We start from the raw sequence: 25,264 nt of genomic DNA, 5'->3' as shown, positions 1-25,264 counted from the left end.
GGCAGCGGAGAGGACCTGGCGGGCGTGGAGGTACGGAGCGTCGTGCTGAACCCCGGTGAGCCGTACGAGCTGCGGCTCACCGGACGCGGCGCGCGCGGGTACGTGTGGACCTGGCAGGTCACGGGCGACGCGGACGTGGTGGCGGTGGCGGAGGGGCCGTCGGCCTCCGGTGCCGGCCTCCCCGGGGCCGCGATCGAGCGGACGTACGTCGTACGGGGCCTGGCCCCGGGCGGCGGCCGGGCCCGGATCCGCTTCGCGCAGGTCCGGCCGCCCTACCCGCAGGAGGCCCCGTACGACGAGTTCGTGCTGGACGTGGAGGTCACCGCCCGGCCGGGCGTCCCCCCGCGGACCGGCGGCGCCTGAGGAGCCGGTGCTGTACGGCCTCCAGCGGTCCCCGTTCGAAGCGGCGCAGCCACAGCCGGGACGCGGTGAGCAGCGTGAGGCTCACCGCCGCCCACAGGCCCATCACCCACCAGGGCCCGCTGCCGCCCAGGCGCTCGGCCAGTCCCAGGCCGAGGCCGTAGCAGAGCAGCACGCACAGCAGGTTCTGGCCGACGTAGCAGGACAGGGCGGTGCGGCCGACGGAGCCGAGGGCGTCCGCGCCGCGCACCCGGAAGCGGTCGAGGGCGCAGCCGATCAGGCCGATGTACCCGACGGCGATCAGCGGGGCGGTGCCGTAGCGGCCCAGGAAGAAGAAGTCGGAGCCGCCGAGGGTGGCGGCGGCGCCCAGCGGCAGTCCGACGCCGAGGCCCCAGGCGGCCATCCGGACGCGGATGCGGTGTCCGCCGGCGGTCGGAGCGAAGGCGCCGGCGCGGTGCAGCCGGACGCCGAGGAGGAAGAGGAAGACCAGCAGTCCGAAGGAGAAGACGGGCTCGATGCGCAGCGCGAGGGCGTGCTCGAGCCGGAAGGCGATCTGTTCGGACCAGCTGCCGTGGGCGTAGAGCCGGACCGCCTCGGGGTCGGGGGCCTTGGGCCCGGAGGCGGGACCTGCGAGCTCCAGCAGCGTCACCAGGCCGACTAGGGCCAGGTGCAGCCCGCCCGCGGTCCACATCGCCACCCGCCGCACCCTCTCGGACCGGGCGAGCAGCCAGGCCACCAGCAGGGCGGTGACGGCGTACCCCATCAGCACGTCCCAGGCGAAGACGAGCACGAAGTGGACCGTGCCCTCCAGGAAGAGGAACGCGGCCCGGCGCGGGTAGCGCCCGGGCCACGGCTCGCCCCGGCGCGCGGCGGAGTCGAACTGGATGGCCAGGCCCACCCCGAACAGGATCGTCAGCAGGGACAGGAACTTCCCGTCGGCGAGGAAGCGGAACACGGTCTCGGCGAGGTTCGCCGCGGAGGGGTCCGCGATCGGGTCGGACGCCCCCGGACCGCCCTGGAGCACGCTCCACTCCGAGCCGGGGGAGGCGAAGATCCAGACGTTGGTCATGAGGGTGCCGAGGATGGCGGCGCCGCGCAGGACGTCGAGGAGGGGGAGCCGGGTCGCGGTCACCGCGGGGGCGACGAGGGTCGTGTGGGCCATGACTTCAGCGTCCCGGCGCGCGCGGCCCGGTACGTCCTGCGGGTGGACGAAGCCCGGCTACATCCTTCGATGCACCGGCGCGGGGCGCGGGTCCACATCCCGGACGGCAAGTCCGGTGCACCCCTCATGTATCTATCCTGTGCGCATGCCGTCCGCCGCGCCGCCCGCCCAGAGCGCCACACCCACACCCGCAGCCACACCCGCCCCCGCACCCACAGCCACACGCCTGGCCACAGCCGCGCCCGCCACCGCCGCCGAACGCGTCTACCGGCACGTCAAGCAGGGAGTTCTCGACCGCCGCTACGAAGGCGGCACCCTCCTCACCGAGGGCGAACTCGCCGAGGCCGTCGGGGTGTCCCGCACCCCGGTCCGCGAGGCGCTGCTGCGCCTGGAGACCGAGGGACTGCTGAAGCTGTACCCGAAGAAGGGCGCGCTGGTCCTGCCGGTCTCCGCGCAGGAGATCACGGACGTGCTCGAAACCCGGCTGCTGGTCGAGGAGTTCACCGTGCGCAGGGCCGTGCCCGCGCCGCCCGGCCTGCTGGACCGGCTCGCGGCCCTGCTGGCGGAACAGCGCCGGCACGCCGCCGGGGGCGACCTCGCCGCGATGACGGCCGCCGACCGCGGCTTCCACGCCGAGATCGTGCGCAGCGCCGGGAACCAGATCCTGTGCCGGCTCTACGACCAGCTCCGCGACCGGCAGCTGCGGATGGGCGTGGCCCTGCTGCACGCCCACCCCGACCGGGTGGAGCGCACCCTGGCCGAGCACGCCGAGATCCTGGACGCGCTGCGGGCCGAGGACGCGGACACGGCCGCCGCGGTGGTCCGCGGGCACATCGGGCGCGTCGGGGAACTGGTCCGGGGGCCGGGCCGGTGACCGCCCGGGTCACGGTGCAGGAGACCGCGCCGGGGAGTGGACCGGGGAGCGCGCCCGCGAGCGCGCCGCAGCCGGTCCAGGACCCTCCCGGCGGCGGACGGGCCGTCGCCGTCTGGTCCATCGGCGTCGCCGTCTACTTCGTGGCGGTGATCTTCCGTACCAGCCTGGGCGTGGCTGGCCTCGACGCCGCCGACCGCTTCCACGTCAACGCCTCGGCGCTGGCCACCTTCTCCCTGCTCCAACTGCTCGTCTACGCGGGCATGCAGATACCCGTCGGCCTGATGGTCGACCGGCTCGGCACCAAGAAGGTGCTGACGCTGGGCGCGGTGCTCTTCACCGTCGGCCAGCTCGGCTTCGCCCTCTCCCCCTCCTACGGCATGGCGCTCGCCGCACGGGCCCTGCTCGGCTGCGGCGACGCGATGACCTTCATCTCGGTACTGCGGCTCGGCACCCGGTGGTTCCCGGCCCGGCGCGCGCCGCTGATGGCGCAGCTCGCCGGGCTGGTCGGCATGGCCGGCAACCTCGTCTCCACGCTCGTCCTCGCCCCCGTCCTGCACGGCGTCGGCTGGACCGCGGCCTTCGCGGGGAGCGCGGTGGCCGGGGTGGCCGTGCTGGTGCCGCTGGTGCTCTTCCTGCGGGACCACCCGGAGGGGCACGGTCCGGCGCCGACGCAGCACGGCTCCGGGGGCTCCGGCGGCGGCGGGGGCTCCGGCGGATCCGGTGGTTTCGTACGGCGCCAGATCCGCGAGTCCTGGGCCGAACCCGGCACCCGCCTCGGCCTGTGGGTGCACTTCACGACGCAGTTCCCGGCGATGGTGTTCCTGCTGCTGTGGGGCATGCCCTTCCTCGTCGAGGCGCAGGGGCTGTCGCGGACCACCGCGGGCGGACTGCTGACGCTGGTCGTCGCCTCCAACATGGCGCTCGGCCTGGTCTACGGCCAGGTCGTCGGCCGGCGCCAGTCCGCGCGGATCCCGCTCGCGCTGGGCACCGTCGGCCTCACGGCCCTCCTCTGGGCGGCCGTCCTCGCCTACCCCGGCGACAGGGCACCCATGTGGCTGCTGATCGCCCTGTGCCTGGTCCTCGGCAGCTGCGGCCCGGCATCGATGATCGGTTTCGACTTCGCCCGCCCGGCCAACCCGGCGCAGCGCCAGGGCACCGCCTCGGGGATCACGAACATGGGCGGCTTCATCGCGTCGATGACCACCCTGCTCACCGTGGGCGTACTGCTCGACGCCACCGGCGACAACTACCGCATCGCCTTCTCGACGGTGTTCGTCCTCGAAGCGCTGGGCGTCTCCCAGATCCTCCGGCTGCGCCGCCGCGCACTGGCCCGGGAAGCGGAACAGGAGCGGGCGCCCCGCGCGCGTCCCCTGCCGGACGCCGCAGGACGCGAGGGCCCGTAGGGCCGTCCGCCGCGCGAGCAGGCCCGTACGGCGGCCGGCCGGCGGCCGTACGGGGCGCTCCTACGGAGTGACGGCGAACTGCGTCAGGATGGCCTCCGCCAGCTCGGCGTCGCCCTCGACCTTCACCCGGTCCGCGACGGAATGGGCCCGCACCCGCCCCGCCGCCAGCCGTACGAACGTCTCCCAGTCCAGCGTCAGCGTCACGGCCGGACCCAGCGACGGCGCCTTGTCGACCGTGCCGCGGCCGTCCGCGTCCACCCGTACCGTCCGCATGAACTCCAGCGGGCCGTGCACGTCGATGACCACCGCCGAGTGCGCCGGCGCGCCCGCCCGCTTCGCCACCACCTTCGGCAGCCCGGCCAGCAGGACGTCCCGCGCCACGTACGCACCCGGCGCGTCCCAGTTCCCCGGCACACCCAGTGCCGCCCGCAGGTCCTGCTCGTGGATCCACACGTCGAACGCGCGCAGCCGCAGCGCGTGCTCCAGCGTCACCTGGTCGCCCAGCGGACCGCGCACCATCGTGTCCGGATCCCGCTTCTCGTTGCGCAGCTGCCGCGCGCGCCGGATGACGGTGTACTCCAGCTCCGAGGTCATCTCCGGCGCGGTGTGGTGACGCCGCACGTCGACCTGCACCTCCATGTACCGGCTGAACTCGTCCACCACGTGCCGCAGGTCCCGCGCCACCGTGTGGATCGGCCGCGGGTCCCCGAGCTGCTCGCATTCGATGCCGATGATGTGCGAGACGACGTCACGGACCGACCAGCCGGGGCACGGCGTCGCCCGGTTCCACTCGCCCTCCGTCAGCGGGAGGACCAGCTCGGATATCGCCTCGATGGAGTGCGTCCACGCGTCGGCATAGGGCTGAAGGCTGGGATGGACGGTCAACGGGACCCCTCGCGGTGCTGTTCAGTGGCGCGTTTTCGGAAGCGGTGGACTCAGTTTCCAAAACTACGCTGCCGGTGAGCACCCCGGCAGTGCTTTCGTGTGACGATCGTAGGCCCGAGTTGACGGCTTGAACGCCAGGACGGTGGTAGTGTGCGCGCCTCGCTGATCCAAATCGCAGTGAACGAGGGCGAGTCGGTGACTTCCCGACGTGCCCGCGTGGCCGAGCTCGTACGGGAGCAGGAAGCCTCCGACCTCGTCGTGCTGCCCGAACTGTGGCCCGTCGGCGCCTTCGCCTACGAGCAGTTCGAGACCGAGGCCGAACCATTGGACGGCCCGACCTACGAGGCCATGTCCAAGGCCGCCCGCGACGCCGGGGTCTGGCTGCACGCGGGTTCGGTCGTGGAGCGCGCCGGCGACGGCTCCCTCTACAACACCGCCCTCGTCCTCTCCCCGGCGGGCGAGCTGGCCGCCACCTACCGGAAGATCCACCGCTTCGGCTTCGACCAGGGTGAGGCGGTGCTCATGTCGCCGGGCGACTCCCTGACCACGGTGGAGCTGCCGGAACAGACCCTCGGCATCGCCACCTGCTACGACCTGCGCTTCCCGGAGCTGTTCCGCGGCCTGGTCGACGCCGGGGCCACCACGATGGTCGTCGCGGCGGGCTGGCCCGCGCGCCGCCGCTCCCACTGGACCCTGCTCAACCGGGCCCGCGCCGTGGAGGACCAGTCGTACGTCCTGGCGTGTGGGCTGGCCGGCACCCACGCGGGCGTCGAACAGGCCGGGCACAGCCTGGTGGTGGACCCGTGGGGCGAGGTCCTGGCGGAGGCCGGCCCCGGCGAGGCCGTCCTCACGGTGGACCTGGACCCGGCCAAGGTCCCCGAGACCCGCGCCCAGTTCCCGGCCCTGAAGGACCGCCGCCTGGGCCGCGACGGCCAGGCGTGACCACGGGCGTCACGTACGAGCGGATCGAGCACGCCGAGGAGGCGGTACGGCGGCTGGACGCGCTCGCCCGCGTCTACCGGGAGGTCTACGCGGAGCCCCCGTACCGCGAGGGGCCCCGGGACGCCGTCGCCTTCCGCGCGCGCGCCGGGCGGCAGGCGCAGCGGGACGGATTCCGGCTGGTCCTGGCGCGGGACGGCGACGAGCTCGTCGGCTTCTCGTACGGCTACCGGCTGCCCGCGGACACCCGGTGGTGGGAGGCCGTGGAGGAGCCGCTCGGCGAATCCTTCGTCGAGGAGAACGGGCGGCGGACCTTCAACGTGGCCGAACTCGCCGTGCGCGGAGCCTGGCGACGGCAGGGCATCGCCGCCGCCCTGCACCGGCTCCTGATCGCGGATCAGGAGGCCGAGCGGAGCACGCTGACCGCCCGCCCGGACCCCGAGGCCGCACCCGCACGGACGGCCTACGCCGCCTGGGGCTACCGGAAGGTCGGCCGGGCCCGGTACGGCGACGGGCACCCGGCCTACGACGTGATGGTGCTGCCCCTGCCCGGCGGCCCGCCGGCCGGGCGGTAGGGCGTGGGTCCGTCCGCCCGGCTCAGGCGGTGCGGAACCAGGCCATGACCGCGAGCACGGTCGGGGCCGGGCAGGCCAGGGCGCCCAGGAGGAGCATCCGGCTCGACACCGCGAGCCGGCGGATGCCGGGGGCGAAGGCCAGAGCGGTGAGAGCCGCGGCCGCCACCACCGGGACCAGGAGGAAACGCAGCAGCAGGCCCACCACCGGCTGCCCGGCCGCCGCGCTCCAGACGAGCACGATGGAGAAGAGGCCGGCCAGCCAGACGAGCGAGAGGGTGGTGACCGTCCACAGCAGGGCCGCGAGCACGGCGACGGCGGGCCGCTCCTCGGGCGCGGGCTTCGCCGGCTGCCACGGGCCGTACAGGGCCGCGTACGTGCTGGGGTTCACCGGGGGTTCCTTCCGTGGGGACGTGCACGCTCTGTGGGGACGTGCACGATCCTCGCCCCACCCCACGGCCCCGGCATGAGCGCGCGTGCTCACCTCCCCCTGGGCCCGTACTCAGCCGGCGTCATCCCCGATGGCCGGCACTTTGTCCCGTACGAGGTATTTCATGCGCCGATCAGTGCCCGCGATAGGTTTCCGCCATGCCACTCCTCTACGTGACCGACCTGGCCTACCCCGCGCGCGGGCGCCGCTACTGCGACGAGGACATATTCCTCACCTCCCGGCTGCGGGCCGACTTCGAGCTGGCCCTGTGCCACCCCGCGGACGCGCAGGCGCTCCTCCCGCTCGGCTTCGACGCGGTGGTCGTCCGCAACAGCGGCCCGGTCCTGCACTACCAGGAGGCCTACGACTCCTTCCGCGCCGCCGCCCTCGCCGCCGGCACGCCGGTCTACAACCCGCTTACCGGCCGCGCGGACATGGCGGGCAAGCAGTACCTCCTCGACCTGACGGCCGCCGGCTACCCGGTCATCCCGACGATCGACGACCCCGCGAGGCTCTCGGAGCTGCCCCAGGTCCCCACCTACGCGGTCAAACCGAAGCAGGGCGCCGACTCCATCGGCCTCACCTTCACCGCGACACCGGACGGCCCGGCCGGGGCGGTGCTGATCCAGCCCCGCATCGACTTCGCGTACGAGGTGTCCTTCTACTTCGTCGACGACGCCTTCCAGTACGCGCTCCACGCCCCGGACCCGGCCCGCCGCTGGGAGCTGGAGCGCTACGTCCCGACCGAGGCGGACCTGGCCTTCGCCCGCGCCTTCATCGACTGGAACACCCTCGACCACGGCATCCAGCGCGTCGACGCCTGCCGGGCCCCCTCGGGCGAACTCCTCCTCGTCGAGCTGGAGGACCTCAACCCCTACCTCTCGCTGGACCTCCTCCCGGCGGACGCCCGGAACACCTTCATCACATCGCTCACGAGATCTCTCCATTCCTTCCTCGGCTGATGTCAGTGCCGGGTGCCAGGCTTTCGCCATGGACAAGCAGACGTTCTGGCAGTTGATCGAGACGGCCCGCGCGGGCACGGCGGCGGACGAGGTGGCGGGGCGGGCGGCACAGCTGCTGGCGGCCCGTCCGGCGGCGGAGATAGCCGCGGCCCAGCAGGTGCTGTGGGACCTGCTGGCGGAGTCCTACCGCAGCCCGCTCTGGGCCGCGGCCTACGTGATCAACGGCGGCTGCTCGGACGACGGCTTCGACTACTTCCGCGGCTGGCTCCTCACCCAGGGCCGGGAGGTCTTCGAAGCGGCCCTGTCCGACCCGGACTCCCTGGCGGCCCACCCGGCGGTCCGCGAGGCCGCGGCCGAGGGCCACGAACTGTGGGACGAGGAGGCCCTCTCGATCGCCTGGACCGCCTACGAGTCCGCCACCGGCCGCGAACTCCCGGCCGACTCCTTCACGATCAGCTACCCGCCCCTGGACCCGGCCTGGGACTTCGACTTCGACGACACGTCCGCACTGGCACCCCGCCTCCCCCGCCTGAGCACCCTCTTCGCCTACGCGTAGCTAGAGCCCGCTGGTGTCGAGGTCGATCCCGAACGGCTCGGGCAACCGCACCGGCGTCCCGAAGGGGTGGATCTCTTCGGCCACGTTCTCGTGGTCCCAACTCGGCGTCACGTTGCTGATGACCCCTTCGACGATCTCGGTGCGGTCCCCGCCGTGGTGCCGGTTGGCGTACTTCAGTGCGCGCTCGGGGTCGATGCCCTCGCTGTAGTCGTGCGCTGGGGTCACGCCGGACGCCTCCTTCGCTGCCTGCGTTCAGGCTCCCACGTGTCCCGTGCGGGCGTCGTCACCCCCGCGGGTGCACCTGGACCTGTGACCCGGTGTTCACACCCGGATGGCAAGCTTGAAGGATGAACGATGCTGCTCCGGCGCCCACCCCTGCGCCCGCACCCCGCAAGCGTGCCCGTGTCCGTGCCCCCGAGCTGATCGGCAAGGGCGGCTGGCTCAACACCGGCGGCAAAGAGCTCACTCTCGCTGACCTGCGAGGTAAGTGCGTTGTTGTGGATTTCTGGACCTTCTGCTGCATCAACTGCCTGCACGTCCTCGACGAGCTGCGCGAGCTGGAGGAGAAGCACCGCGACACCGTCGTGATCATCGGTGTGCACTCGCCGAAGTTCGTGCACGAGGCCGAGCACGCCGCCGTCGTCGACGCCGTCGAGCGGTACGAGGTGCACCACCCCGTGCTGGACGATCCCGAGCTCGCGACCTGGAAGCAGTACGCCGTGCGCGCCTGGCCCACGCTCGTCGTGATCGACCCCGAGGGGTACATCGTCGCCCAGCACGCCGGTGAGGGGCACGCGCACGCCATCGCGAAGCTGGTCGAGGAGCTGGAGGCCGAGCACGAGGCCAAGGGGACGCTGCGGCGCGGGGACGGGCCGTACGTGGCGCCGGAGCCCGTCGCGAGCGACCTGCGGTTCCCCGGGAAGGCGGTGCTGCTGCCGAGCGGCAACCTGCTGGTCTCGGACACCACGCGGCACCAGCTCGTCGAGCTGGACGCGGACGGCGAGAGCGTCGTACGCCGCGTCGGCAGCGGCGAGCGCGGCTTCGGCGGTGACGCCTTCAGCGAGCCGCAGGGCCTCGCGCTGCTGCCCGACGGCCGGGTCGTGGTCGCCGACACCGTCAACCACGCGCTGCGGACCTACGACCCGGCCACCGGGCACGTCGAGACCGTCGCCGGGACCGGACGCCAGTGGTGGCAGGGCTCGCCCACCTCCGGCCCCGCCCTGGAGGTGGACCTGTCCTCGCCGTGGGACGTGGCCTGGTGGCAGGGCAAGGTGTGGATCGCGATGGCCGGCGTGCACCAGCTGTGGACCTGGGATCCGGAGAGCGGCACCGTCGCCGTCGCCGCCGGGACCACCAACGAGGGGCTGCTCGACGGGCCCGCCGCCGAGGCCTGGTTCGCCCAGCCCTCGGGGCTCGCGGCCGCCGGGGACCGGCTGTGGATCGCCGACTCCGAGACCAGCGCCCTGCGGTACGTCCATGCCACCGACACGGGTTACGCCGTCACCTCGGCCGTCGGCACGGGCCTGTTCGACTTCGGGCACCGGGACGGGGACGCGGGCCAGGCCCTGCTCCAGCACCCGCTCGGGGTGACCGCGCTGCCCGACGGCTCGGTCGCGGTGTCCGACACGTACAACCACGCGCTGCGCCGCTACGACCCCGCCACCGGGCAGGTGACCACGCTCGCCACCGATCTGCGCGAGCCCAGCGACGCCGTGCTGGTCGGCGACGACATCGTGGTCGTCGAGTCGGCCCGGCACCGGCTGACCCGGCTGCGGCTCCCGGAGGAGGCCGTACGGGTCGAGTCCGTGGCGCACCGCACGCAGCGGGCCGCCACCGAGGTGGCGCCCGGCACGCTCCGGCTCGACGTGGTGTTCCAGGCGCCGGCCGGGCAGAAGCTCGACACCCGCTACGGGCCGTCGACCCGGCTGCTCGTCTCCTCGACCCCGCCGGAGCTCCTCGCCGGGGGCGAGGGCGCCGGGACGGACCTGTTCCGGGAGCTGGTGCTGAGCCCGGAGGTCACCGAGGGCGTGCTGCACGTGTCCGCGATGGCGGCGTCCTGCGACGACGACCCGGCCAACGAGTACCCGGCCTGCCACGTCCACCAGCAGGACTGGGGCGTGCCCGTCCGGGTCACCGCCGGCGGCGCCTCCCGGCTGCCCCTCGTCCTCGCCGGGATGGACGAGGCCGCCGCGCAGTGACGTACCGCCTTCCTGGGGGGTCAGCCCTCCAGGAAGGCGACCAGGGCGTTGGCGAGGAGGTACGGGTCGTCCGCGCCGCACAGTTCGCGCGCGCTGTGCATCGACAGGATCGCGACGCCGATGTCCACGGTCTGGATGCCGTGGCGGGCGGCCGTGATCGGGCCGATGGTCGTGCCGCACGGCATGGAGTTGTTGGAGACGAAGGTCTGCCACGGCACGCCGGCCCGCTCGCACGCGCTCGCGAACACCGCGCGGCCGCTGCCGTCCGTGGCGTACCGCTGGTTGACGTTGACCTTCAGGATGGGGCCGCCGTTGGCGCGCGGGTGGTGCGTCGGGTCGTGCCGTTCCCCGTAGTTGGGGTGCACGGCGTGGCCGGTGTCCGAGGACAGGCAGATGGTGCCGGCGAAGGCCCGCGCGCGGTCCTCGTACGAGCCCCCGCGTGCGAAGACTGAACGTTCCAGCACGTTGCCCAGCAGCGGGCCGTCCGCGCCGGTGTCCGACTGCGAGCCGTTCTCCTCGTGGTCGAAGGCGGCGAGCACCGGGATGTGGTCGAGCTTCTCGGAGCCCGACACCGCGGCCAGCGCCGCGACGCCCGCGTGCACGGACAGCAGGTTGTCCATGCGCGGGCCGGCCACGAGCTCGCGGTCGCGGCCGAGGTACGCGGGCGGTTCGATGGAGTGGACCATCAGGTCCCAGCCGGCCACCGAGCCCTGCTCCAGGCCCTCTTCCTCTTCGAGGAAGCCGATCAGGTCGCCCTCGTGCACGTCGCCGAGGCCCCAGATCGGCTGCATGTGCCGCTGCTTGTCGAGCTTGAGGCCGTCGCTGTTCACCGACCGGTCCAGGTGCACGGCGAGTTGGGGCACGCGCAGCAGTGCGCGGTCCACGTTGACCAGGCGGTCGCTGCCGTCGCGCAGGGTCAGCCGGCCGGCGAGGCCGAGGTCGCGGTCGAGCCAGGTGTTGAGCAGGGTGCCGCCGTAGATCTCGACGGCGATCTGCCGCCAGCCCTGGGAGCCCGTGTCCGGCTGCGGCTTGACCCGCAGGTTCGGGGAGTCGGTGTGCGCGCCGACGATCCTGAACGGGGTGTGCGCGGCCGCGCCTTCGGGGACGTACCAGGCGATGAGCGCACCGCCGCGGAGCACGAACTTGCCCCCGGTGCCCGCATCCCAGGCGTCCGTTTCCGACAACTGCCTGAAGCCTGCCTTCTCCAGCCGCTCGGCCGCGTTGGCCACGGCGTGGTACGGCGACGGACTGGCCGTCAGGAAGGTCATCAGATCGTCGGTGTGGCCGCGGTCGAAGCGGGCGGGAGAGCTCATCGTATTTCCCTTGTGTGGAAGCCTCCGGCTTCAGCCGGGTGAGGATACGCGTTTCCGGCTCGGAGCCCCGCTGCGGCGGATTGCCGCAGCGTGAGGCTATGACCTGTGCTTGTGTTCGGATCGTGACCGACCCTAGCGTCCGGGGTGTGGGGACACGTTCTGTGAAGCGGTCGCTCAAGTACCGTTTCTATCCGACGCACGCGCAGGCTGTGGAACTGTCGCGGACGTTCGTGTGCGTGCGGAAGGTCTACAACCTGGCACTCGCCGCCCGGGCCGAGGCCTGGAAGGCGAGCGGCGAGCGGATGGGCTACGGGCAGACGTCGGCCATGCTCACCGCGTGGAAGAAGACCGATGAACTGGCCTTCTTGGCAGCGGTGTCCTCGGTACCGCTGCAGCAGGCTCTGCGTCACCTGCAGGCGGCGTTCGTGGGGTTCTGGCAGAAGCGGTCGCAGTACCCGAGATTCAAGTCGAAGCGGAAGTCGCGTGCCTCCGCCGAGTACACCCGCAGCGGCTTCCGCTACGCGGAGGGCCGGGTGCATCTGGCGAAGATGGACGAGCCCTTGGACATCGTGTGGTCCCGCCCACTGCCGGAAGGGACGACGCCGTCCACGGTCACGGTTTCGTGCGACAACGCCGGTCGCTGGTACGTCTCGCTGCTGTGCGAGCACACCCCGGATCCGATGCCGGCCACCCTGAGAGCGGTCGGCATCGACGCGGGACTGACGGCCCTGCTCACGCTGTCCACGGGTGAGAAGGTTCCCAACCCCCGGCATGAGGGGAAGGACCGGGAGCGTCTGGCCCGCGTGCAGCGAGCTCTGTCGCGGAAGGAGAAGGGCAGCAACAACCGGATCAAGGCTCGTACCCGTGTGGCGCGGATCCACGCCCGGATCGCCGACCGGCGCCGGGACTTCCTGCACCAGCTGACGACTCGTCTCGTGCGCGAAGACCAAACGCTCGTGATCGAGGATCTGATGGTTGCCAACATGCTGCAAAACCATCGACTGGCACGTTCCATCAGCGACGCCGCCTGGCGTGAGCTGCGGTCGATGCTCGAGTACAAGACGGCCTGGTACGGCCGCGAGCTGATCGTCGTCGATCGGTGGTTTCCCAGCTCCAAACGGTGCTCGGCATGCGGGGTGATCGCCGGCGCGATGCCTCTGGGCGTCCGCGAGTGGACCTGTGAGGGCTGCGGGACCGCTCATGACCGGGACGGGAACGCCGCGCTCAATCTTCTGGCCGCCGGGCTGGCGGTCACTGCCTGTGGAGCGGATGTGAGACCTCAACGGGAGTCCTCCTCTCGGTCGGGGCGGTCCGTGGCGAAACAGGAATCCCCACGCGTGAGTGTGGGAATCCCCTCCGGCTAGGGAGGGGAGGAAGCCAAGTGGTTCACCTTAACGAGGGCCGGGGTTCGTGTGCGTCACGCCCGGACAGCGCGAACGGCCCGTAGGGCCGGCCCTACAGGCCGCGTGCCTCCGCTGTCCTTGTCGGTTCTCAGCCCGGCGGTCGCTCGAATCGGCGCTGCAGTTGTCTGCGCTCGCCCCGTCGGATGCGCGGGAGCATCTCCGGGGTCTGCGGGGAGCGCTGCGCGCGTCTCTTGCGTCCGGCGCAGAAGATACAGGCCTCACCGGGGGGTGCGTCGGGGTCGATGGGTGCGCCGGGGTGTTCGGAGCAGCCCGAGGCGTTGCGCGGCCGGGACAGTTCGCGGGCGACGATGAAGGCGCGGTGGAGGTCGTCGGCGATGCGGACGAAGTCCTCGGCGGGGGAGGACAGGCCCAGGTGGAACCGCTGGTCCTCGACGGTGCGCACGCAGGCGCGCAGGGCCTGGAGGGTGTAGGGGCCCTCCGGTACGGGGTACCCGAGGCGGCGCTGTTCCCCGGCTGGGGCGGGGGGGCCGCCCCGTCGGCGCCGGCCGAGGCGGCGCCGGTCGTTGCAGATGAGGCAGCGGCCCCAGCCGTCGGGCGCTTCGGGGTCGAGCGCGCCGTTGGGGTGCTCGGAGCAGCCGGTGTAGCTCTTGGCGGGGGCCAGTCCGGCGGCGGTCTGGAAGGCCACGTACAGCGCGTCGGCGATGGTGTCGTACTCGGCGGGGTGGGCGCCGTCGTACAGCTCGCGCAGGTGGTCGCCGAGACTGCCCAGGCTCGCCTGCAGCTCCTTGAGGGCGTACGGGCGTCCGGTGGGGACGGAGTACCCCCTGCTGCCGTGCTGATCCTGTGGACTCATGCGTACGAGCGTCCCATGAACGACTGACATAGGGGAAAGCCGCAGGACAGGGGCCCCGGGGCGGACCAGGTGGCGCATGCGCCAGCGGCCGGGCCCCCGTGCGGGGGACCCGGCCGCTGTGCGTACACGGCGTACTGGTGCGGCGGGCCGGTGCGGCCCGCGAGCTGCCTAGAAGGCGGCTTCGTCGAGCTCCATGAGGGAGTTGTCGACGGCCTCGGCCAGCGCGCGCTGGACGGAGACGCCCGGGAGGATCTCGGCCGCGAAGAACTTCGCGGCGGCGATCTTGCCGGTGTAGAAGGGGACGTCCTTCGCGGAGGCGGTCGCGAGCTTCTCGGCGGCCACGGCGGCGCCCCGGAGCAGCAGGTATCCGACGACCACGTCGCCGGAGGCCATCAGCAGGCGGGTGGTGTTCTGGCCGACCTTGTAGATGTTCTTGACGTCCTCGCCGGTGGCGGTGAGGTCGACGATCATCTGGCCGACGATGGCCTCCAGGTCGACCGCGGCCTTGGCGAGCGCGTCGCGGGCGCCGGCCAGCTCCTCGCCGCCGACGGCCTCGGCGAGGAACTTCTTGATCGTCTCGGAGAGGAGGTTCAGCGAGGCGCCCTGGTCGCGGACGATCTTCCGGAAGAAGAAGTCCTGGCCCTGGATGGCCGTGGTGCCCTCGTAGAGGGTGTCGATCTTGGCGTCGCGGATGTACTGCTCGATCGGGTACTCCTGGAGGTACCCGGAGCCGCCGAAGGTCTGCAGGGACTGCGCGAGCTGCTCGTACGACTTCTCGGAGCCGTAGCCCTTGACGATCGGCAGGAGCAGGTCGTTCAGGCCTATGAGGGCGGAGGCGTCCTCGCCCGCGGCCTGCTTGACCTGGATCTCGTCCTGGACGGTCGCGGTGTGCAGGACGAGGGCGCGCATGCCCTCGGCGTAGGCCTTCTGCGTCATGAGCGAGCGGCGCACGTCGGGGTGGTGCGTGATGGTGACCTTGGGCGCGGTCTTGTCCATGAAGTTCGCGAGGTCCGGGCCCTGCACGCGCTCCTTGGCGTACTCCAGCGCGTTGAGGTAGCCGGTGGAGAGCGTCGCGATGGCCTTCGTGCCGACCATCATGCGGGCGAACTCGATGATCATGAACATCTGGCGGATGCCGTCGTGCTTGTCGCCGATCAGCCAGCCCTTGGCGGGGTGCTGGTCGCCGAAGGTCATCTCGCACGTGTTGGAGGCCTTGAGGCCCATCTTGTGCTCGACGTTCGTCGCGTAGACGCCGTTGCGCTCGCCCAGCTCGCCGGTCTCCCAGTCGAAGTGGAACTTCGGGACGAGGAAGAGGGACAGGCCCTTGGTGCCCGGGCCGTGGCCCTCGGGGCGCGCGAGGACGTAGTGGAGGATGTTCTCCTCCATGTCGTGCTCACCGGACGTGATGAAGCGCTTCACGCCCTCGATGTGCCAGGAGCCGTCGGCCTGCTGGATGGCCTTGGTACGGCCGGCGCCGACGTCCGAGCCGGCGTCCGGCTCGGTGAGGACCATGGTGGAGCCCCAGCGCTTCTCGACGGCTATCTGCGCGATCTTCTTCTGCGCCTCGTTGCCCTCTTCGAAGAGGACGCCGGCGAACGCCGGGCCGGAGGAGTACATCCACACGGCCGGGTTCGAGCCGAGCAGCAGCTCCGCGTAGGCCCAGATGAGGGAGCGGGGCGAGGTGGTGCCGCCGATCTCCTCGGGCAGGCCCAGGCGCCAGTACTCCGAGTCCATGAAGGCTTCGTAGCTCTTCTTGAAGGAGGCCGGGACGGGCGCGGTGTTGGTGGCCGGGTCGAAGACCGGCGGGTTGCGGTCGGCGTCCGCGAAGGACTCCGCCAGCTCGTTCTCGGCGAGGCGGGCCAGCTCGGCCAGGATGCTCTTGGCGGTCTCGGTGTCCATCTCCTCGAACGGACCGGTGCCGTACTGCTTGTCGCGGCCGAGCACCTCGAAGAGGTTGAACTCGATGTCGCGGAGATTCGACTTGTAGTGCCCCATGGCGACGGCTCCGTTAAGGCTCGGGGAGAGAGGTTCCTCGTACATACCAATCGGTAACGTAATGATGCTACCCGCCGGTAATAAGACGCAACCCCTGGCGACTGTGACCAGCGTCAAGCCTGGCGGGAAATGCGTGTCCGGGCGTGCCGGGCAGGTCGGTAGTCTTCCCCTCATGTACGGCTACGACCAGAACGTGAGCGCAGGGCAGCAGTACGCCGCCCCGCAGCAGATGGCCGGCGGGTACGGCGAGCAGCCGCTCTACCCCGAGCCATCGCCGCCGTCGCTCGCCGACGCGGTGCGGGCCTTCACCACGGGCTCGCTGTCCGCGGAGGACTTCCAGCAGATCTTCGCCACCTCGAAGGTCTACTGCCCGCGCGGCGAGACCCCCGGATTCCTGGCGCTGCACAACACGCAGCAGCCGGTCATCCCCATGTTCACCACGCTCAAGGAGCTCCGCCGGTACGCCGGCAAGGAGTCCAAGTACTTCGTGATCACCGGCGCCGAGGTGATCGACCTGCTGCCCACCGGGTACGGCTTCGTCCTCGACATGGAGGGCGACCACCGGATGGTCTTCGACGCCAAGGCGGTCGAGCAGATGGTCGACTTCGCCATGCGCCGCATGTACGGCTAGACGCCCTCGCCGCGCGGGCGGCCAGGCGCCCTTGCCGTGCGGACGGCCAGGGCTGTGCGGAGGGTCGGCCGTACCGGCTGACGCGTGACGGGGGGCGGGGCGATGCTGCGGGTGCACTTCACGGCCGAGGACCTGCTCAACGTCACCTTCGTGAGCGAGCCGCTGCCGATGGTGGAGCTGGCCATGGCGCTGGTCGCCTGGCAGCGCACCGACGAACCGGCGGTTTTCGGCCGGTGGCGGGGCAGGGTCGGCCGGGAGCTGCCGGGCCGGGTGCGCCCGCTGCTGGACCTGCTGCGCCCGGACGGTGACAACCCGCAGTTCGTCGAGCCGTACACGCGCACGCTGGAGGAGGGGCTGGCCGCCGTACGGGAGGCCGCGCCGGCGCTGACCGGCGCGCAGCTCGCCCGCGCCGCGGCCCGGGCGCCGGGGCCGGACTCCTGGCTGCGGGCGCTGTGGGGCCGGGACCGGGACGCGTGGGACCAGCTGGGCGGGGCGCTCAGGGCGGGCCACGAGGCCGTGGTGGCCCCGCAGTGGGCCCGGATCCGGCAGTCCTACCAGGCGGACGTCGCCTGGCGCACGCGGCTGCTGGCCACCCACGGCATCAGGGCCTGCCTGGCGAGTACGCACCCGCGGGCCGCGTGGTCGGGCACGGTCCTGGAGGTCGACCGGCCGCCGCACTACGAGGTCCGGCTCGGCGGGCGCGGGCTGCTGCTGATGCCCTCGCCGTTCTGGACCGGGCGCCCGCTGGTCGCGGAGGGACCGGGCGGGCCGCAGGGGCCGCCCGTGCTGATGTACCCGGCGCTGACCTCGCTGCCCCTGGTCGGTGCCGGGCCCGCGGAGGGCGCGCTGGACGCCCTGCTGGGCCGTACCCGGGCGGCCGTGCTCCAGCAGCTGGTGCGCCGGCGCACGACGAGCGAACTGGCCCGGGAGCTCGACATCAGCCTGCCCTCGGTCTCCGAGCACACCCGCACCCTGCGCGCGGCCGGGCTGATCACCACCGAGCGCGACGGCAAGGCGGTGCTGCACTCGGTGACGGGCCTGGGCGTGGACCTGCTGCGCAGCGGCGGCTGACGCACCCTTCGGCCCTGCCCGAAACCATCGCGGCCGCGGCCGCGGCTCCCGAGTATCGGTGCTGCGGGGGACGCCCGCTCCCAGGAACAGGAGACTTCGATGTCAGGAACGTCGTTGCGCACGAAGCTCGCGGCCGTGGCGGCCACGGGGGTGATGGCGCTGGGTACGGGGGTCCTGGCGGCGTCGCCCGCGCAGGCCGCCGGGTGCGGGGTGAGCGGGGGGACGCTGTACTGCGGCAACACCCCGAACATCGACATGTACCGGTGGGCGGGCTTCGGCGCGCCGTACGCGGACACGCTGAAGACCAACCCGAGCCGGTTCGACTGCTGGACCACGGGTGACCGGCACGGTGGCGGCAACACCACCTGGTACGGCGCCCGCGGGGACGTACGGGGCGCGTTCGGGTTCGTTCCCGCCCAGTACGTGAACACGTCCTCGGCCTTCGACGCGCACCCGGACTGGTACGGGCTCGACCACTGCTGACCTGCGCCTGAGCACATGGCGGCCCCGGGGGGAATTCCTCCGGGGCCGCTTCCGTTCTGCGAGGTGTGGCAGAAAGTTCGAGTTTCAACTAAACTCGGATCAGAAGGAGGTCCTGACCATGCCCGCAGTGACTGTTGAGAACCCGTTGACCCTTCCGCGAGTGGCCGAGCCGCAGGCCGCCGTCCCGCGCAAGGTGCTGGCCGTCGTCTCCGCCCCCGGTGGGTTCGAGGGCGAGGGATTCCCGGTGCGCCGCGCCTTCGCCGGGATCAACTACCAGTACCTCGACCCGTTCATCATGATGGACCAGATGGGCGAGGTGGAGTACGCGCCGGGAGAGCCCAAGGGCACCCCCTGGCACCCGCACCGCGGCTTCGAGACCGTCACGTACCTGATCGACGGAACCTTCGTCCACCAGGACAGCAACGGCGGCGGCGGAGTCATCAACGGCGGCGACACCCAGTGGATGACCGCCGGATCGGGCCTCCTGCACATCGAGGCCCCGCCGGAGTCCCTCGTCGTGTCCGGCGGGCTCTTCCACGGCCTCCAGCTGTGGGTGAACCTCCCGGCCTCCGACAAGATGATGCCCCCGCGCTACCAGGACATCGGCGGCGGCCAGGTCCAGCTGCTGACCACCCCGGACGGCGGCTCCCTGCTGCGCGTGATCGCCGGTGAGCTCGACGGCCACCAGGGCCCGGGCATCACCCACACCCCGATCACGATGATCCACGCGACCGTCTCGCCGGGCGCGCAGATCACCCTCCCGTGGCGCGAGGACTTCAACGCCCTGGCGTACGTCATGGCCGGACGCGGGTCCGTCGGCGAGGACCGCCGGCCCGTCCGCACCGGGCAGACGGCCGTCTTCGGCGAGGGCGGCTCGCTCACGGTGCGGGCGGACGAGTCCCAGGACTCCAACGCCCCGGACCTGGAGGTCGTGATCCTCGGCGGCCGTCCGATCCGGGAGCCGATGGCGCACTACGGTCCGTTCGTCATGAACAGCCAGCACGAACTCCAGCAGGCCTTCGACGACTTCCAGGCCGGCCGGCTGGGCCGCATCCCCACCACCGCGCGCACCGGGCTCGGCCACCGCGGCGCCGGAGACGCGGAGGACTGACCGGCTCCGACGGGCTCCCGGCCGGGAGCCCGTCCCGCCCTGCGTCCCGCCCTGCGCGGCGTCCGCCGGGCTCACGGCGCCTGGTCGGCGCCCGTCTTCGACTGCTCGTGCAGCTCGAACCAGATCGACTTGCCCTCGCCCTGCGGGTCCACGCCCCACGTGTCGGCGAGCATCTCCATCAGCAGCACCCCGCGGCCGCTGGAGGACATCTCCCCCGGGTGCCGCTTGTGCGGGAGCTCGTCGCTCCCGTCCGCGACCTCCACGCGCAGCCGGCGGGCGCCCAGTTCGCCCGCCGCCTCCGCCACCAGCAGCGCGTCGCCGTCCGTGTGCAGCAGTACGTTCGTGACGATCTCGGAGACCATCAGCACCGCCGAGTCCACCTGGTCGGCGTCGGCCCAGTCGTGCAGCAGCTCGCGGACCTGACGGCGGGCGCCCGCGATGCGTTCCGGTTCGTCCTGGGCCACCGTCAGCACCGTGCGGCGCGCCGGGCGGGCCGGGTGCGCCGGCGGGGTGCCGAAGGCGAAGCCGTCGCCCTCGCCGTCGCGGCACAGCAGCACCACGGCTATGTCGTCCTCGCGGCGGTCGGCCAGCGGGCCCGTGGTGTGGTGCGAGGACGGCCCGTGCACGGCCTGGACCAGCAGGTCGGCCAGCCGTTCGAGGTGCGGCGGCTCGAAGCGTCCGGCGCCCGGGCCCTGCGGCTCGTGCGCGCCGGCCGGCCCGCGGGTGTCGGACTCCAGGACCGCGCGCAGCCGCGCCCAGCCCGTGTCCAGGTCGTGCCCGCCGGTCTCGATGAGCCCGTCGGTGCACAGCATCATCGTCTCGCCGGGTTCCAGGGTGAAGCGGGTGGTGGGGTAGTCGGTGTCGGGGACGATCCCGAGGGGGAGTCCGCCCGCGGTGGGGCGCATCAGGACGGTTCCGTCGGTCATCCGGATCGCGGGGTCGGGGTGGCCGGCGCGGGCCACCTCCAGCATCCCGGTCTTCGGGTCGCACTCCGCGTACAGGCAGGTCGCGAACCGCGGGCTCTGGAAGTCCGCGTCCATCTCGGCGGCCTGCCCCGGGCCCACGCCGGTGCCCGCGCCCGCGGCCTCGTACGGATCGGACTCCTGCGAGGCGCACAGCCCGGCCAGGAAGCGGGAGGCGCGGGAGAGCACCGCGTCCGGCCGGTGGCCCTCGGACGCGTACGCCCGTACGGCGATCCGCAGCTGGCCCATCAGCCCGGCCGCGCGTACGTCGTGGCCCTGCACGTCGCCGATGACCAGTGCGAACCGGCCCGAGGGCAGCGGGATCATGTCGTACCAGTCGCCGCCCACCTGGAGCCCGCCGCCGGTCGGGACGTACCGCGCGGCGATCTGCATCCCGGGGATCTCGGGGCCGAGCTGCGGCATCATCGACCGCTGCAGGCCGGTGGTGAGCTCCCGCTCGGACTCGGCCACTCCGGCGCGTTGGAGCGCCTGGGCCAGCATCCGGGCCACGGTCGTCAGGACGGACCGTTCGTCGGGCGAGAACGACGCCGGGTGCTTGAACGCGGCCATCCATGCGCCCATGGTCCGCCCGGCCACGGTCAGCGGCAGGAAGGCCCAGGACACCCGGTCGAAGCGCCGGACGAGCGGCCAGGTGGCCGGGAACCGCCGTTTGTAGTCCTCCGGCGTGGCCAGGTAGATCGCCCGGCCCGTACGGACGACCTCCGCTGCCGGGTAGTCCGTCTCCAGCAGCATGTCCGTGAAGGGTTCCTCGTCCCCCGGATCGTGCCCGTGGTGCCCGATGACCGACAACCGGTCCCCGGCCACGCCGAAGACGGCCAGCCCGTCCGGGCTGAACCCCGGCATGGACAGCGAGGCCGCGACCCGCAGCACCTCGGCCGTGGAGCGGGCCTCCGCCAGCGCGCGCCCCGCGTCCAGCAGGAAGGCCTCGCGGGAGCGCCGCCAGTCGCCCGTGATGGGGGTGTGGGCCGCCGTGGTGCCGGGCTGCGGCTCGGCGATCTCCTGGATGGTGCCGATGAGCTCGTAGTCGACGCGCCCGTCGGCGGAGCGGCTCTCCAGCGGTTTGGAGCGGCTGCGTACGGTCCGCAGGACCCGCCCGTCCACGTCCATGATCCGCAGCCGGGCCTCGGCGAGGGTGCCCTCGGCGACCGCCAGGTTCACGATCCCGTTGATCTCGTTCCAGTCCACCGGGTGGAAACGGGACCGTACGGAGACCTCCGGCAGCACCACGGGCTCGGCGGGCAGCCCGAGGAGCCGGGCGGCCTCACCGTCGAGGGTGACCGTCCCGGAGGCGTTGTCCCACCGCCACAGGCCCGTCGCGATGGCGGCCAGGACGTCCTCGGTGCGCACCCGGCCATCTTTACAGGTCATATCCGGCACGTGCCTGTCAGGAGGGACAGCCGGACGCATTTGCGCAGGCTGGAGGGAGTGCCCGACCCGTCACCCTCCCGGGCGGTAACCTTGGGACGGTTGAATCCACCCTGGTATCGCGTAGAACTGGATGACTGATGCATCGGTACAGGTCCCACACCTGCGGCGAGCTCCGCGCTTCTGACGTCGCCGCCGACGTCCGGCTGAGCGGCTGGCTGCACAACCGTCGAGACCTGGGCGGCATCCTCTTCATCGATCTGCGGGACCACTACGGCATCACGCAGCTCGTCGCCCGGCCCGGCACCGCCGCGAACGAGGCGCTCAGCAGCGTCTCCAAGGAGACCGTCGTCCGCATCGACGGCAAGGTCGTCTCCCGCGGCGCGGACAACGTCAACCCCGAGCTGCCGACCGGCGAGATCGAGATCGAGGTCGCCGAGGTCGAGGTGCTCGGCGCGGCCGCCCCCCTGCCCTTCACGATCAACACCGACGACGGTGTGAACGAGGAGCGGCGCCTGGAGTACCGCTTCCTCGACCTGCGCCGCGAGCGCATGCACCGCAACATCATGCTGCGCTCGGCGGTCATCGCCTCCATCCGCTCCAAGATGGTGGCCCTCGGCTTCAACGAGATGGCGACGCCGATCCTCACCGCGACCTCTCCCGAGGGCGCCCGTGACTTCGTCGTGCCGTCCCGCCTGAACCCGGGCAAGTTCTACGCCCTGCCGCAGGCCCCGCAGCAGTTCAAGCAGCTGCTGATGATCTCCGGCTTCGACCGCTACTTCCAGATCGCGCCCTGCTTCCGCGACGAGGACGCCCGCGCCGACCGCTCGCCGGGCGAGTTCTACCAGCTCGACGTGGAGATGTCGTTCGTCGAGCAGGAGGACGTCTTCCAGCCGATCGAGCGCCTGATGACCGAGCTCTTCACCGAGTTCGGAGGCGGCCGCGAGGTCACCTCGCCGTTCCCGCGGATCCCGTTCCGCGAGTCGATGCTGAAGTACGGCAACGACAAGCCCGACCTGCGCGCCAAGCTGGAGCTCGTCGACATCACCGACGTGTTCGAGGGCTCGGAGTTCAAGGCGTTCGCCGGCAAGCACGTGCGCGCGCTGGCCGTCCCGGACACCGCCGCGCAGCCGCGCAAGTTCTTCGACGGCCTCGGCGAGTACGCGATCTCGCTGGGAGCCAAGGGCCTCGCCTGGGTCCGCGTCGGCGAGGACGGCGCCCTGACCGGCCCGATCGCCAAGTTCCTCACCGAGGAGAACGTCAAGGTCCTCACCGAGCGCCTGGGCCTGGCCCCCGGGCACGCGGTGTTCTTCGGCGCGGGCGAGTTCGACGAGGTCTCCAAGATCATGTCCGGCGTTCGCGTCGAGGCGGCCAAGCGTGCGGGCCAGTTCGAGGAGAACGTCTTCCGCTTCTGTTGGATCGTCGACTTCCCGATGTACGAGAAGGACGAGGAGACCGGCAAGATCGACTTCTCGCACAACCCCTTCTCCATGCCCCAGGGCGGCATGAAGGACCTGGAGGAGAAGGACCCGCTCGACATCCTGGCGTGGCAGTACGACATCGTCTGCAACGGCATCGAGCTGTCCTCCGGCGCCATCCGCAACCACGAGCCCGAGGTCATGCTGAAGGCCTTCGAGATCGCCGGCTACGAGGCGGAGACCGTCGAGCGCGAGTTCGCCGGCATGCTGCGCGCGTTCCGCCTCGGCGCCCCGCCGCACGGTGGCATCGCCCCGGGCGTCGACCGCATCGTGATGCTGCTGGCCGACGAGCCGAACATCCGCGAGACGATCGCCTTCCCGCTGAACGGCAACGCGCAGGACCTGATGATGGGCGCGCCGACCGTGCTGGAGGAGGCCCGTCTGCGCGAGCTGAACATCGCGCTGCGCAAGCCGGTCGAGACGAAGGCGGCGGACGCCAAGCCGATCGCGGAGGCCGTCCACCCGGACGCCGCGCGTTGATCGCTTCCGCTGGGACGTGACGTGATGTGACGAAGGGCCCGGGATCCACTGGATCCCGGGCCCTTCGTCGTGTTCCGGCTAGAACCGCTCCAGGATGCCCTTCAGCAGGGCGGCGGAGGTCAGCTCCGCGGGGGCCGGGCCGGCGTGGAAGAAGCCGGCGTTCTCGGCGTCCAGCTTGCGCAGGAAGTCGAACGCCTTGTTGTCGTGCTCGCCGAAGGCGACGAACTGCCAGAGGATGCCGGGCGCGGTGGCGGCGGCGTCCGTGATCGCCTGACGGGCGGGCTGGCGGTTGTCGGGGGCGCCGTCGGTCTGGAAGACGACCAGGGCCGGGCCCTCGCCGCCGTCCTTCCGGTAGCGCTCGACGACGGCCTCGACGGCCACGTGGTAGCTGGTGCGGCCCATCCGGCCGAGCTCGGCGTGGCGGGCCTCGACCCAGCCCGCGTCGTGGGAGTCGAGGGACAGGTCGGCGGTGCCGTCCACCTCCGTGGAGAAGAACACGGTGTGCACGGTCGCCTCGTCGTCGAGGTGCGCGGCGAGGGCGAGGGCGTGGTCGGCGAGGTACTGCGCGCTGCCGTCCTTGTAGAAGCCGCGCATCGACCCGGACCGGTCCAGGACGAGGTACACCTTGGCCCGCGCGCCGGCCTTGCCCTTGCCGCGGAGCACCTGGCCGGCGGCCTTGTAGGCGCCGGCGATCTCGGGCGCCCTGCGACGTACGGCGGCGGGCGCGTGCGCAGCCGTCTGGGTGGCCTCGGTGGCCCCCTCGACCTCGTCCCCCTCCGGCGCGGCTACGTCGGCATCGGCGGCCACCGGCTCGGGCTCGGCGGCTTCGGCTGCCGCCGGCTCGTCCTGCGCCTGCGGCTCGTCCTGCGCGTCGGCTTCGGCTGCCGGTTCGGCCTCGGCCTGGTCCGCGGCGGCGGCCACGGGCTCGGCCTCCGGCTCCGCGTCCGTGGCCGTCTCCGCCTCCGGTGCGGTGGCTTCGGCGCCGGCCGGCTCCGCTTCGGGCTCGGTGTCAGCCGCGGGCTGCTCCACCTCCGAGGCGGTGGCCTCGGCTGCCGCGGGCTCGTCCTGCGCCTGCGGCGCGGCTTCGGGCTCCGCGACGACCTCGGCCAGGGGCTCCGCCTCCGGCGTGGCCGCGTCGGCCTCTGCCGCCGGCTCGTCCTGCGCCTCGGGCGCGGCTGCCTCGGCTTCGGCTGCCGCCGGCTCGGCCTCCGGTGCGGCTTCGGCGATCTGCGGCTCCGGCTCGGGCTCGGGCTCGGCCGCCGGTGCGGCCTCCGCCTCGGGCTCCGCGGCGGCGGCGGTGCCCGCCTCCGGCGCGGTGGCCTCGGCTGCCGCCGGCTCGGGCCGTTCCGCAGCTGCGGCGGTGTCCTGCTCCGGCTCGGTGGCTCCGGCGGTCTGCGGCTCCGGCTCGGCGGCCGGTGCGGCCTCCGGCTCCGCGACGGCGTCGGCGGCAGCCGGGTCGGGCTGCTCCGCTGCGGGCGGGGTGGATTCCGGGCCGGGCTTCGCCGCAGGCGCTCGGCGGGCTTCCGGGACCGTGGGGTCCGCGGCCGGGGCGGGGGCCGTGAGGACGGTCCCGGGCTCGCGGTCCCGCGGAGCGGACTGAGGAGGAACGGTGGGGTTGTCGAAGGACGCCGCCACCAGATCGGCTGCCACATCCAGGGGCGTACGTTCCGCCTGGTTGGGGACAGCGGCCGAGGGGGCGTCCGTAGTCTCCGGAACGGGTTCTTCAGTCCGTCCGAACACCTTGCGCAACAAGCTCCGAATACCCATGGGCCAGGCCTTTCGCATGAGTGCGTGCG

At 72.3% G+C, this 25,264-nt stretch carries 23 protein-coding genes; 14 read left to right on the top strand and 9 right to left on the bottom strand.

Annotated features, from left to right (window positions below; translation table 11 throughout):
- Positions 1–24 precede the first annotated feature (24 nt).
- Positions 25–363: a protease inhibitor I42 family protein gene (locus ACZ6JT_RS18990; RefSeq protein WP_469211159.1), complete on the top strand. Its 339-nt coding sequence runs from the start codon at positions 25–27 to the stop codon at positions 361–363.
- Here the strand turns inward: ACZ6JT_RS18990 and ACZ6JT_RS18985 are convergent.
- Entirely contained in the window at positions 320–1,522 is a 1,203-nt protein-coding gene (locus tag ACZ6JT_RS18985) for a DUF418 domain-containing protein (RefSeq protein WP_469211157.1), read from the bottom strand. The genes ACZ6JT_RS18990 and ACZ6JT_RS18985 overlap by 44 nt on opposite strands.
- A gap of 145 nt (positions 1,523–1,667) precedes the next feature.
- On the opposite strand from ACZ6JT_RS18985, the gene ACZ6JT_RS18980 reads away from it, so the two are divergent.
- Entirely contained in the window at positions 1,668–2,396 is a 729-nt protein-coding gene (locus tag ACZ6JT_RS18980; RefSeq protein WP_469211156.1) for a GntR family transcriptional regulator, read from the top strand.
- A 119-nt stretch (positions 2,397–2,515) separates the two neighbouring features.
- On the top strand, positions 2,516–3,799 hold the full coding sequence (locus ACZ6JT_RS18975; RefSeq protein WP_469211568.1) for an MFS transporter: 1,284 nt from the start codon (positions 2,516–2,518) through the stop codon (positions 3,797–3,799).
- 60 nt (positions 3,800–3,859) lie between these two features.
- On the opposite strand, the gene ACZ6JT_RS18970 is transcribed toward ACZ6JT_RS18975, so the two are convergent.
- On the bottom strand, positions 3,860–4,684 hold the full coding sequence (locus ACZ6JT_RS18970; RefSeq protein WP_469211155.1) for a maleylpyruvate isomerase family mycothiol-dependent enzyme: 825 nt from the start codon (positions 4,682–4,684) through the stop codon (positions 3,860–3,862).
- A gap of 150 nt (positions 4,685–4,834) precedes the next feature.
- Between ACZ6JT_RS18970 and ACZ6JT_RS18965 the strand changes: the two genes are divergently transcribed.
- Entirely contained in the window at positions 4,835–5,626 is a 792-nt protein-coding gene (locus ACZ6JT_RS18965) for a carbon-nitrogen family hydrolase (RefSeq protein ID WP_469211153.1), read from the top strand.
- On the top strand, positions 5,623–6,198 hold the full coding sequence (locus ACZ6JT_RS18960) for a GNAT family N-acetyltransferase (protein WP_469211152.1): 576 nt from the start codon (positions 5,623–5,625) through the stop codon (positions 6,196–6,198). The genes ACZ6JT_RS18965 and ACZ6JT_RS18960 overlap by 4 nt, the downstream gene beginning before the upstream one ends.
- Positions 6,199–6,220: 22 nt before the next feature.
- Here ACZ6JT_RS18960 and ACZ6JT_RS18955 read toward each other — a convergent pair whose 3' ends face one another.
- Positions 6,221–6,586 carry a hypothetical protein gene (locus ACZ6JT_RS18955; RefSeq protein WP_469211150.1) on the bottom strand — a complete coding sequence of 122 codons (366 nt, stop codon included), beginning with the start codon at positions 6,584–6,586 and terminating at the stop codon, positions 6,221–6,223.
- 197 nt (positions 6,587–6,783) lie between these two features.
- Between ACZ6JT_RS18955 and ACZ6JT_RS18950 the strand changes: the two genes are divergently transcribed.
- Both ACZ6JT_RS18950 and ACZ6JT_RS18945 read left to right on the top strand, forming a co-directional pair.
- Entirely contained in the window at positions 6,784–7,587 is an 804-nt protein-coding gene (locus tag ACZ6JT_RS18950; RefSeq protein ID WP_469211148.1) for a hypothetical protein, read from the top strand.
- 28 nt (positions 7,588–7,615) lie between these two features.
- Entirely contained in the window at positions 7,616–8,143 is a 528-nt protein-coding gene (locus ACZ6JT_RS18945; protein WP_469211147.1) for a DUF4240 domain-containing protein, read from the top strand.
- Here ACZ6JT_RS18945 and ACZ6JT_RS18940 read toward each other — a convergent pair whose 3' ends face one another.
- Positions 8,144–8,368 (bottom strand): hypothetical protein, encoded by a 225-nt coding sequence (locus ACZ6JT_RS18940; RefSeq protein ID WP_469211145.1) that lies wholly within the window; start codon positions 8,366–8,368, stop codon positions 8,144–8,146.
- A gap of 122 nt (positions 8,369–8,490) precedes the next feature.
- Here ACZ6JT_RS18940 and ACZ6JT_RS18935 point away from each other — a divergent pair, with 122 nt between their 5' ends.
- Positions 8,491–10,341: an NHL domain-containing thioredoxin family protein gene (locus ACZ6JT_RS18935; RefSeq protein WP_469211143.1), complete on the top strand. Its 1,851-nt coding sequence runs from the start codon at positions 8,491–8,493 to the stop codon at positions 10,339–10,341.
- 20 nt (positions 10,342–10,361) lie between these two features.
- On the opposite strand, the gene ACZ6JT_RS18930 is transcribed toward ACZ6JT_RS18935, so the two are convergent.
- A complete protein-coding gene (locus ACZ6JT_RS18930) occupies positions 10,362–11,654 on the bottom strand; it encodes a M18 family aminopeptidase (RefSeq protein WP_469211141.1) in 1,293 nt (430 codons plus the stop codon).
- 98 nt (positions 11,655–11,752) lie between these two features.
- Between ACZ6JT_RS18930 and ACZ6JT_RS18925 the strand changes: the two genes are divergently transcribed.
- The gene (locus tag ACZ6JT_RS18925; RefSeq protein ID WP_469211566.1) at positions 11,753–13,018 is read left to right on the top strand and encodes an RNA-guided endonuclease InsQ/TnpB family protein; all 1,266 of its coding nucleotides are present in this window, start codon (positions 11,753–11,755) and stop codon (positions 13,016–13,018) included.
- A 127-nt stretch (positions 13,019–13,145) separates the two neighbouring features.
- On the opposite strand, the gene ACZ6JT_RS18920 is transcribed toward ACZ6JT_RS18925, so the two are convergent.
- Together ACZ6JT_RS18920 and ACZ6JT_RS18915 are read right to left on the bottom strand one after the other, a co-directional pair.
- The gene (locus ACZ6JT_RS18920; protein WP_469211139.1) at positions 13,146–13,871 is read right to left on the bottom strand and encodes a hypothetical protein; all 726 of its coding nucleotides are present in this window, start codon (positions 13,869–13,871) and stop codon (positions 13,146–13,148) included.
- 168 nt (positions 13,872–14,039) lie between these two features.
- The gene (locus tag ACZ6JT_RS18915; protein ID WP_469211565.1) at positions 14,040–15,866 is read right to left on the bottom strand and encodes an acyl-CoA dehydrogenase; all 1,827 of its coding nucleotides are present in this window, start codon (positions 15,864–15,866) and stop codon (positions 14,040–14,042) included.
- Between the two features lie 172 nt (positions 15,867–16,038).
- Between ACZ6JT_RS18915 and ACZ6JT_RS18910 the strand changes: the two genes are divergently transcribed.
- The 4 genes from ACZ6JT_RS18910 to ACZ6JT_RS18895 all read left to right on the top strand — a co-directional run bounded on the left by ACZ6JT_RS18910 (position 16,039) and on the right by ACZ6JT_RS18895 (position 19,162).
- Positions 16,039–16,497 (top strand): SseB family protein, encoded by a 459-nt coding sequence (locus ACZ6JT_RS18910; protein WP_030302361.1) that lies wholly within the window; start codon positions 16,039–16,041, stop codon positions 16,495–16,497.
- 84 nt (positions 16,498–16,581) lie between these two features.
- A complete protein-coding gene (locus ACZ6JT_RS18905) occupies positions 16,582–17,568 on the top strand; it encodes an ArsR/SmtB family transcription factor (protein ID WP_469211137.1) in 987 nt (328 codons plus the stop codon).
- Between the two features lie 99 nt (positions 17,569–17,667).
- Positions 17,668–18,051: a hypothetical protein gene (locus tag ACZ6JT_RS18900; RefSeq protein ID WP_469211135.1), complete on the top strand. Its 384-nt coding sequence runs from the start codon at positions 17,668–17,670 to the stop codon at positions 18,049–18,051.
- 118 nt (positions 18,052–18,169) lie between these two features.
- The gene (locus ACZ6JT_RS18895) at positions 18,170–19,162 is read left to right on the top strand and encodes a pirin family protein (RefSeq protein ID WP_469211133.1); all 993 of its coding nucleotides are present in this window, start codon (positions 18,170–18,172) and stop codon (positions 19,160–19,162) included.
- A 71-nt stretch (positions 19,163–19,233) separates the two neighbouring features.
- On the opposite strand, the gene ACZ6JT_RS18890 is transcribed toward ACZ6JT_RS18895, so the two are convergent.
- Positions 19,234–21,492: a SpoIIE family protein phosphatase gene (locus tag ACZ6JT_RS18890; RefSeq protein WP_469211132.1), complete on the bottom strand. Its 2,259-nt coding sequence runs from the start codon at positions 21,490–21,492 to the stop codon at positions 19,234–19,236.
- A 158-nt stretch (positions 21,493–21,650) separates the two neighbouring features.
- Here ACZ6JT_RS18890 and aspS point away from each other — a divergent pair, with 158 nt between their 5' ends.
- A complete protein-coding gene (aspS, locus tag ACZ6JT_RS18885) occupies positions 21,651–23,468 on the top strand; it encodes an aspartate--tRNA ligase (RefSeq protein ID WP_469211130.1) in 1,818 nt (605 codons plus the stop codon).
- A 78-nt stretch (positions 23,469–23,546) separates the two neighbouring features.
- Here the strand turns inward: aspS and ACZ6JT_RS18880 are convergent, their stop codons facing one another.
- Entirely contained in the window at positions 23,547–25,118 is a 1,572-nt protein-coding gene (locus ACZ6JT_RS18880) for a VWA domain-containing protein (RefSeq protein WP_469211129.1), read from the bottom strand.
- Positions 25,119–25,264 lie beyond the last annotated feature (146 nt).

This window comes from Streptomyces sp. NPDC046308 (assembly GCF_055588065.1).
The sequence above is the reverse complement of the archived record's forward strand: the minus strand, read 5'-3'. Positions and strand labels throughout refer to the sequence as shown.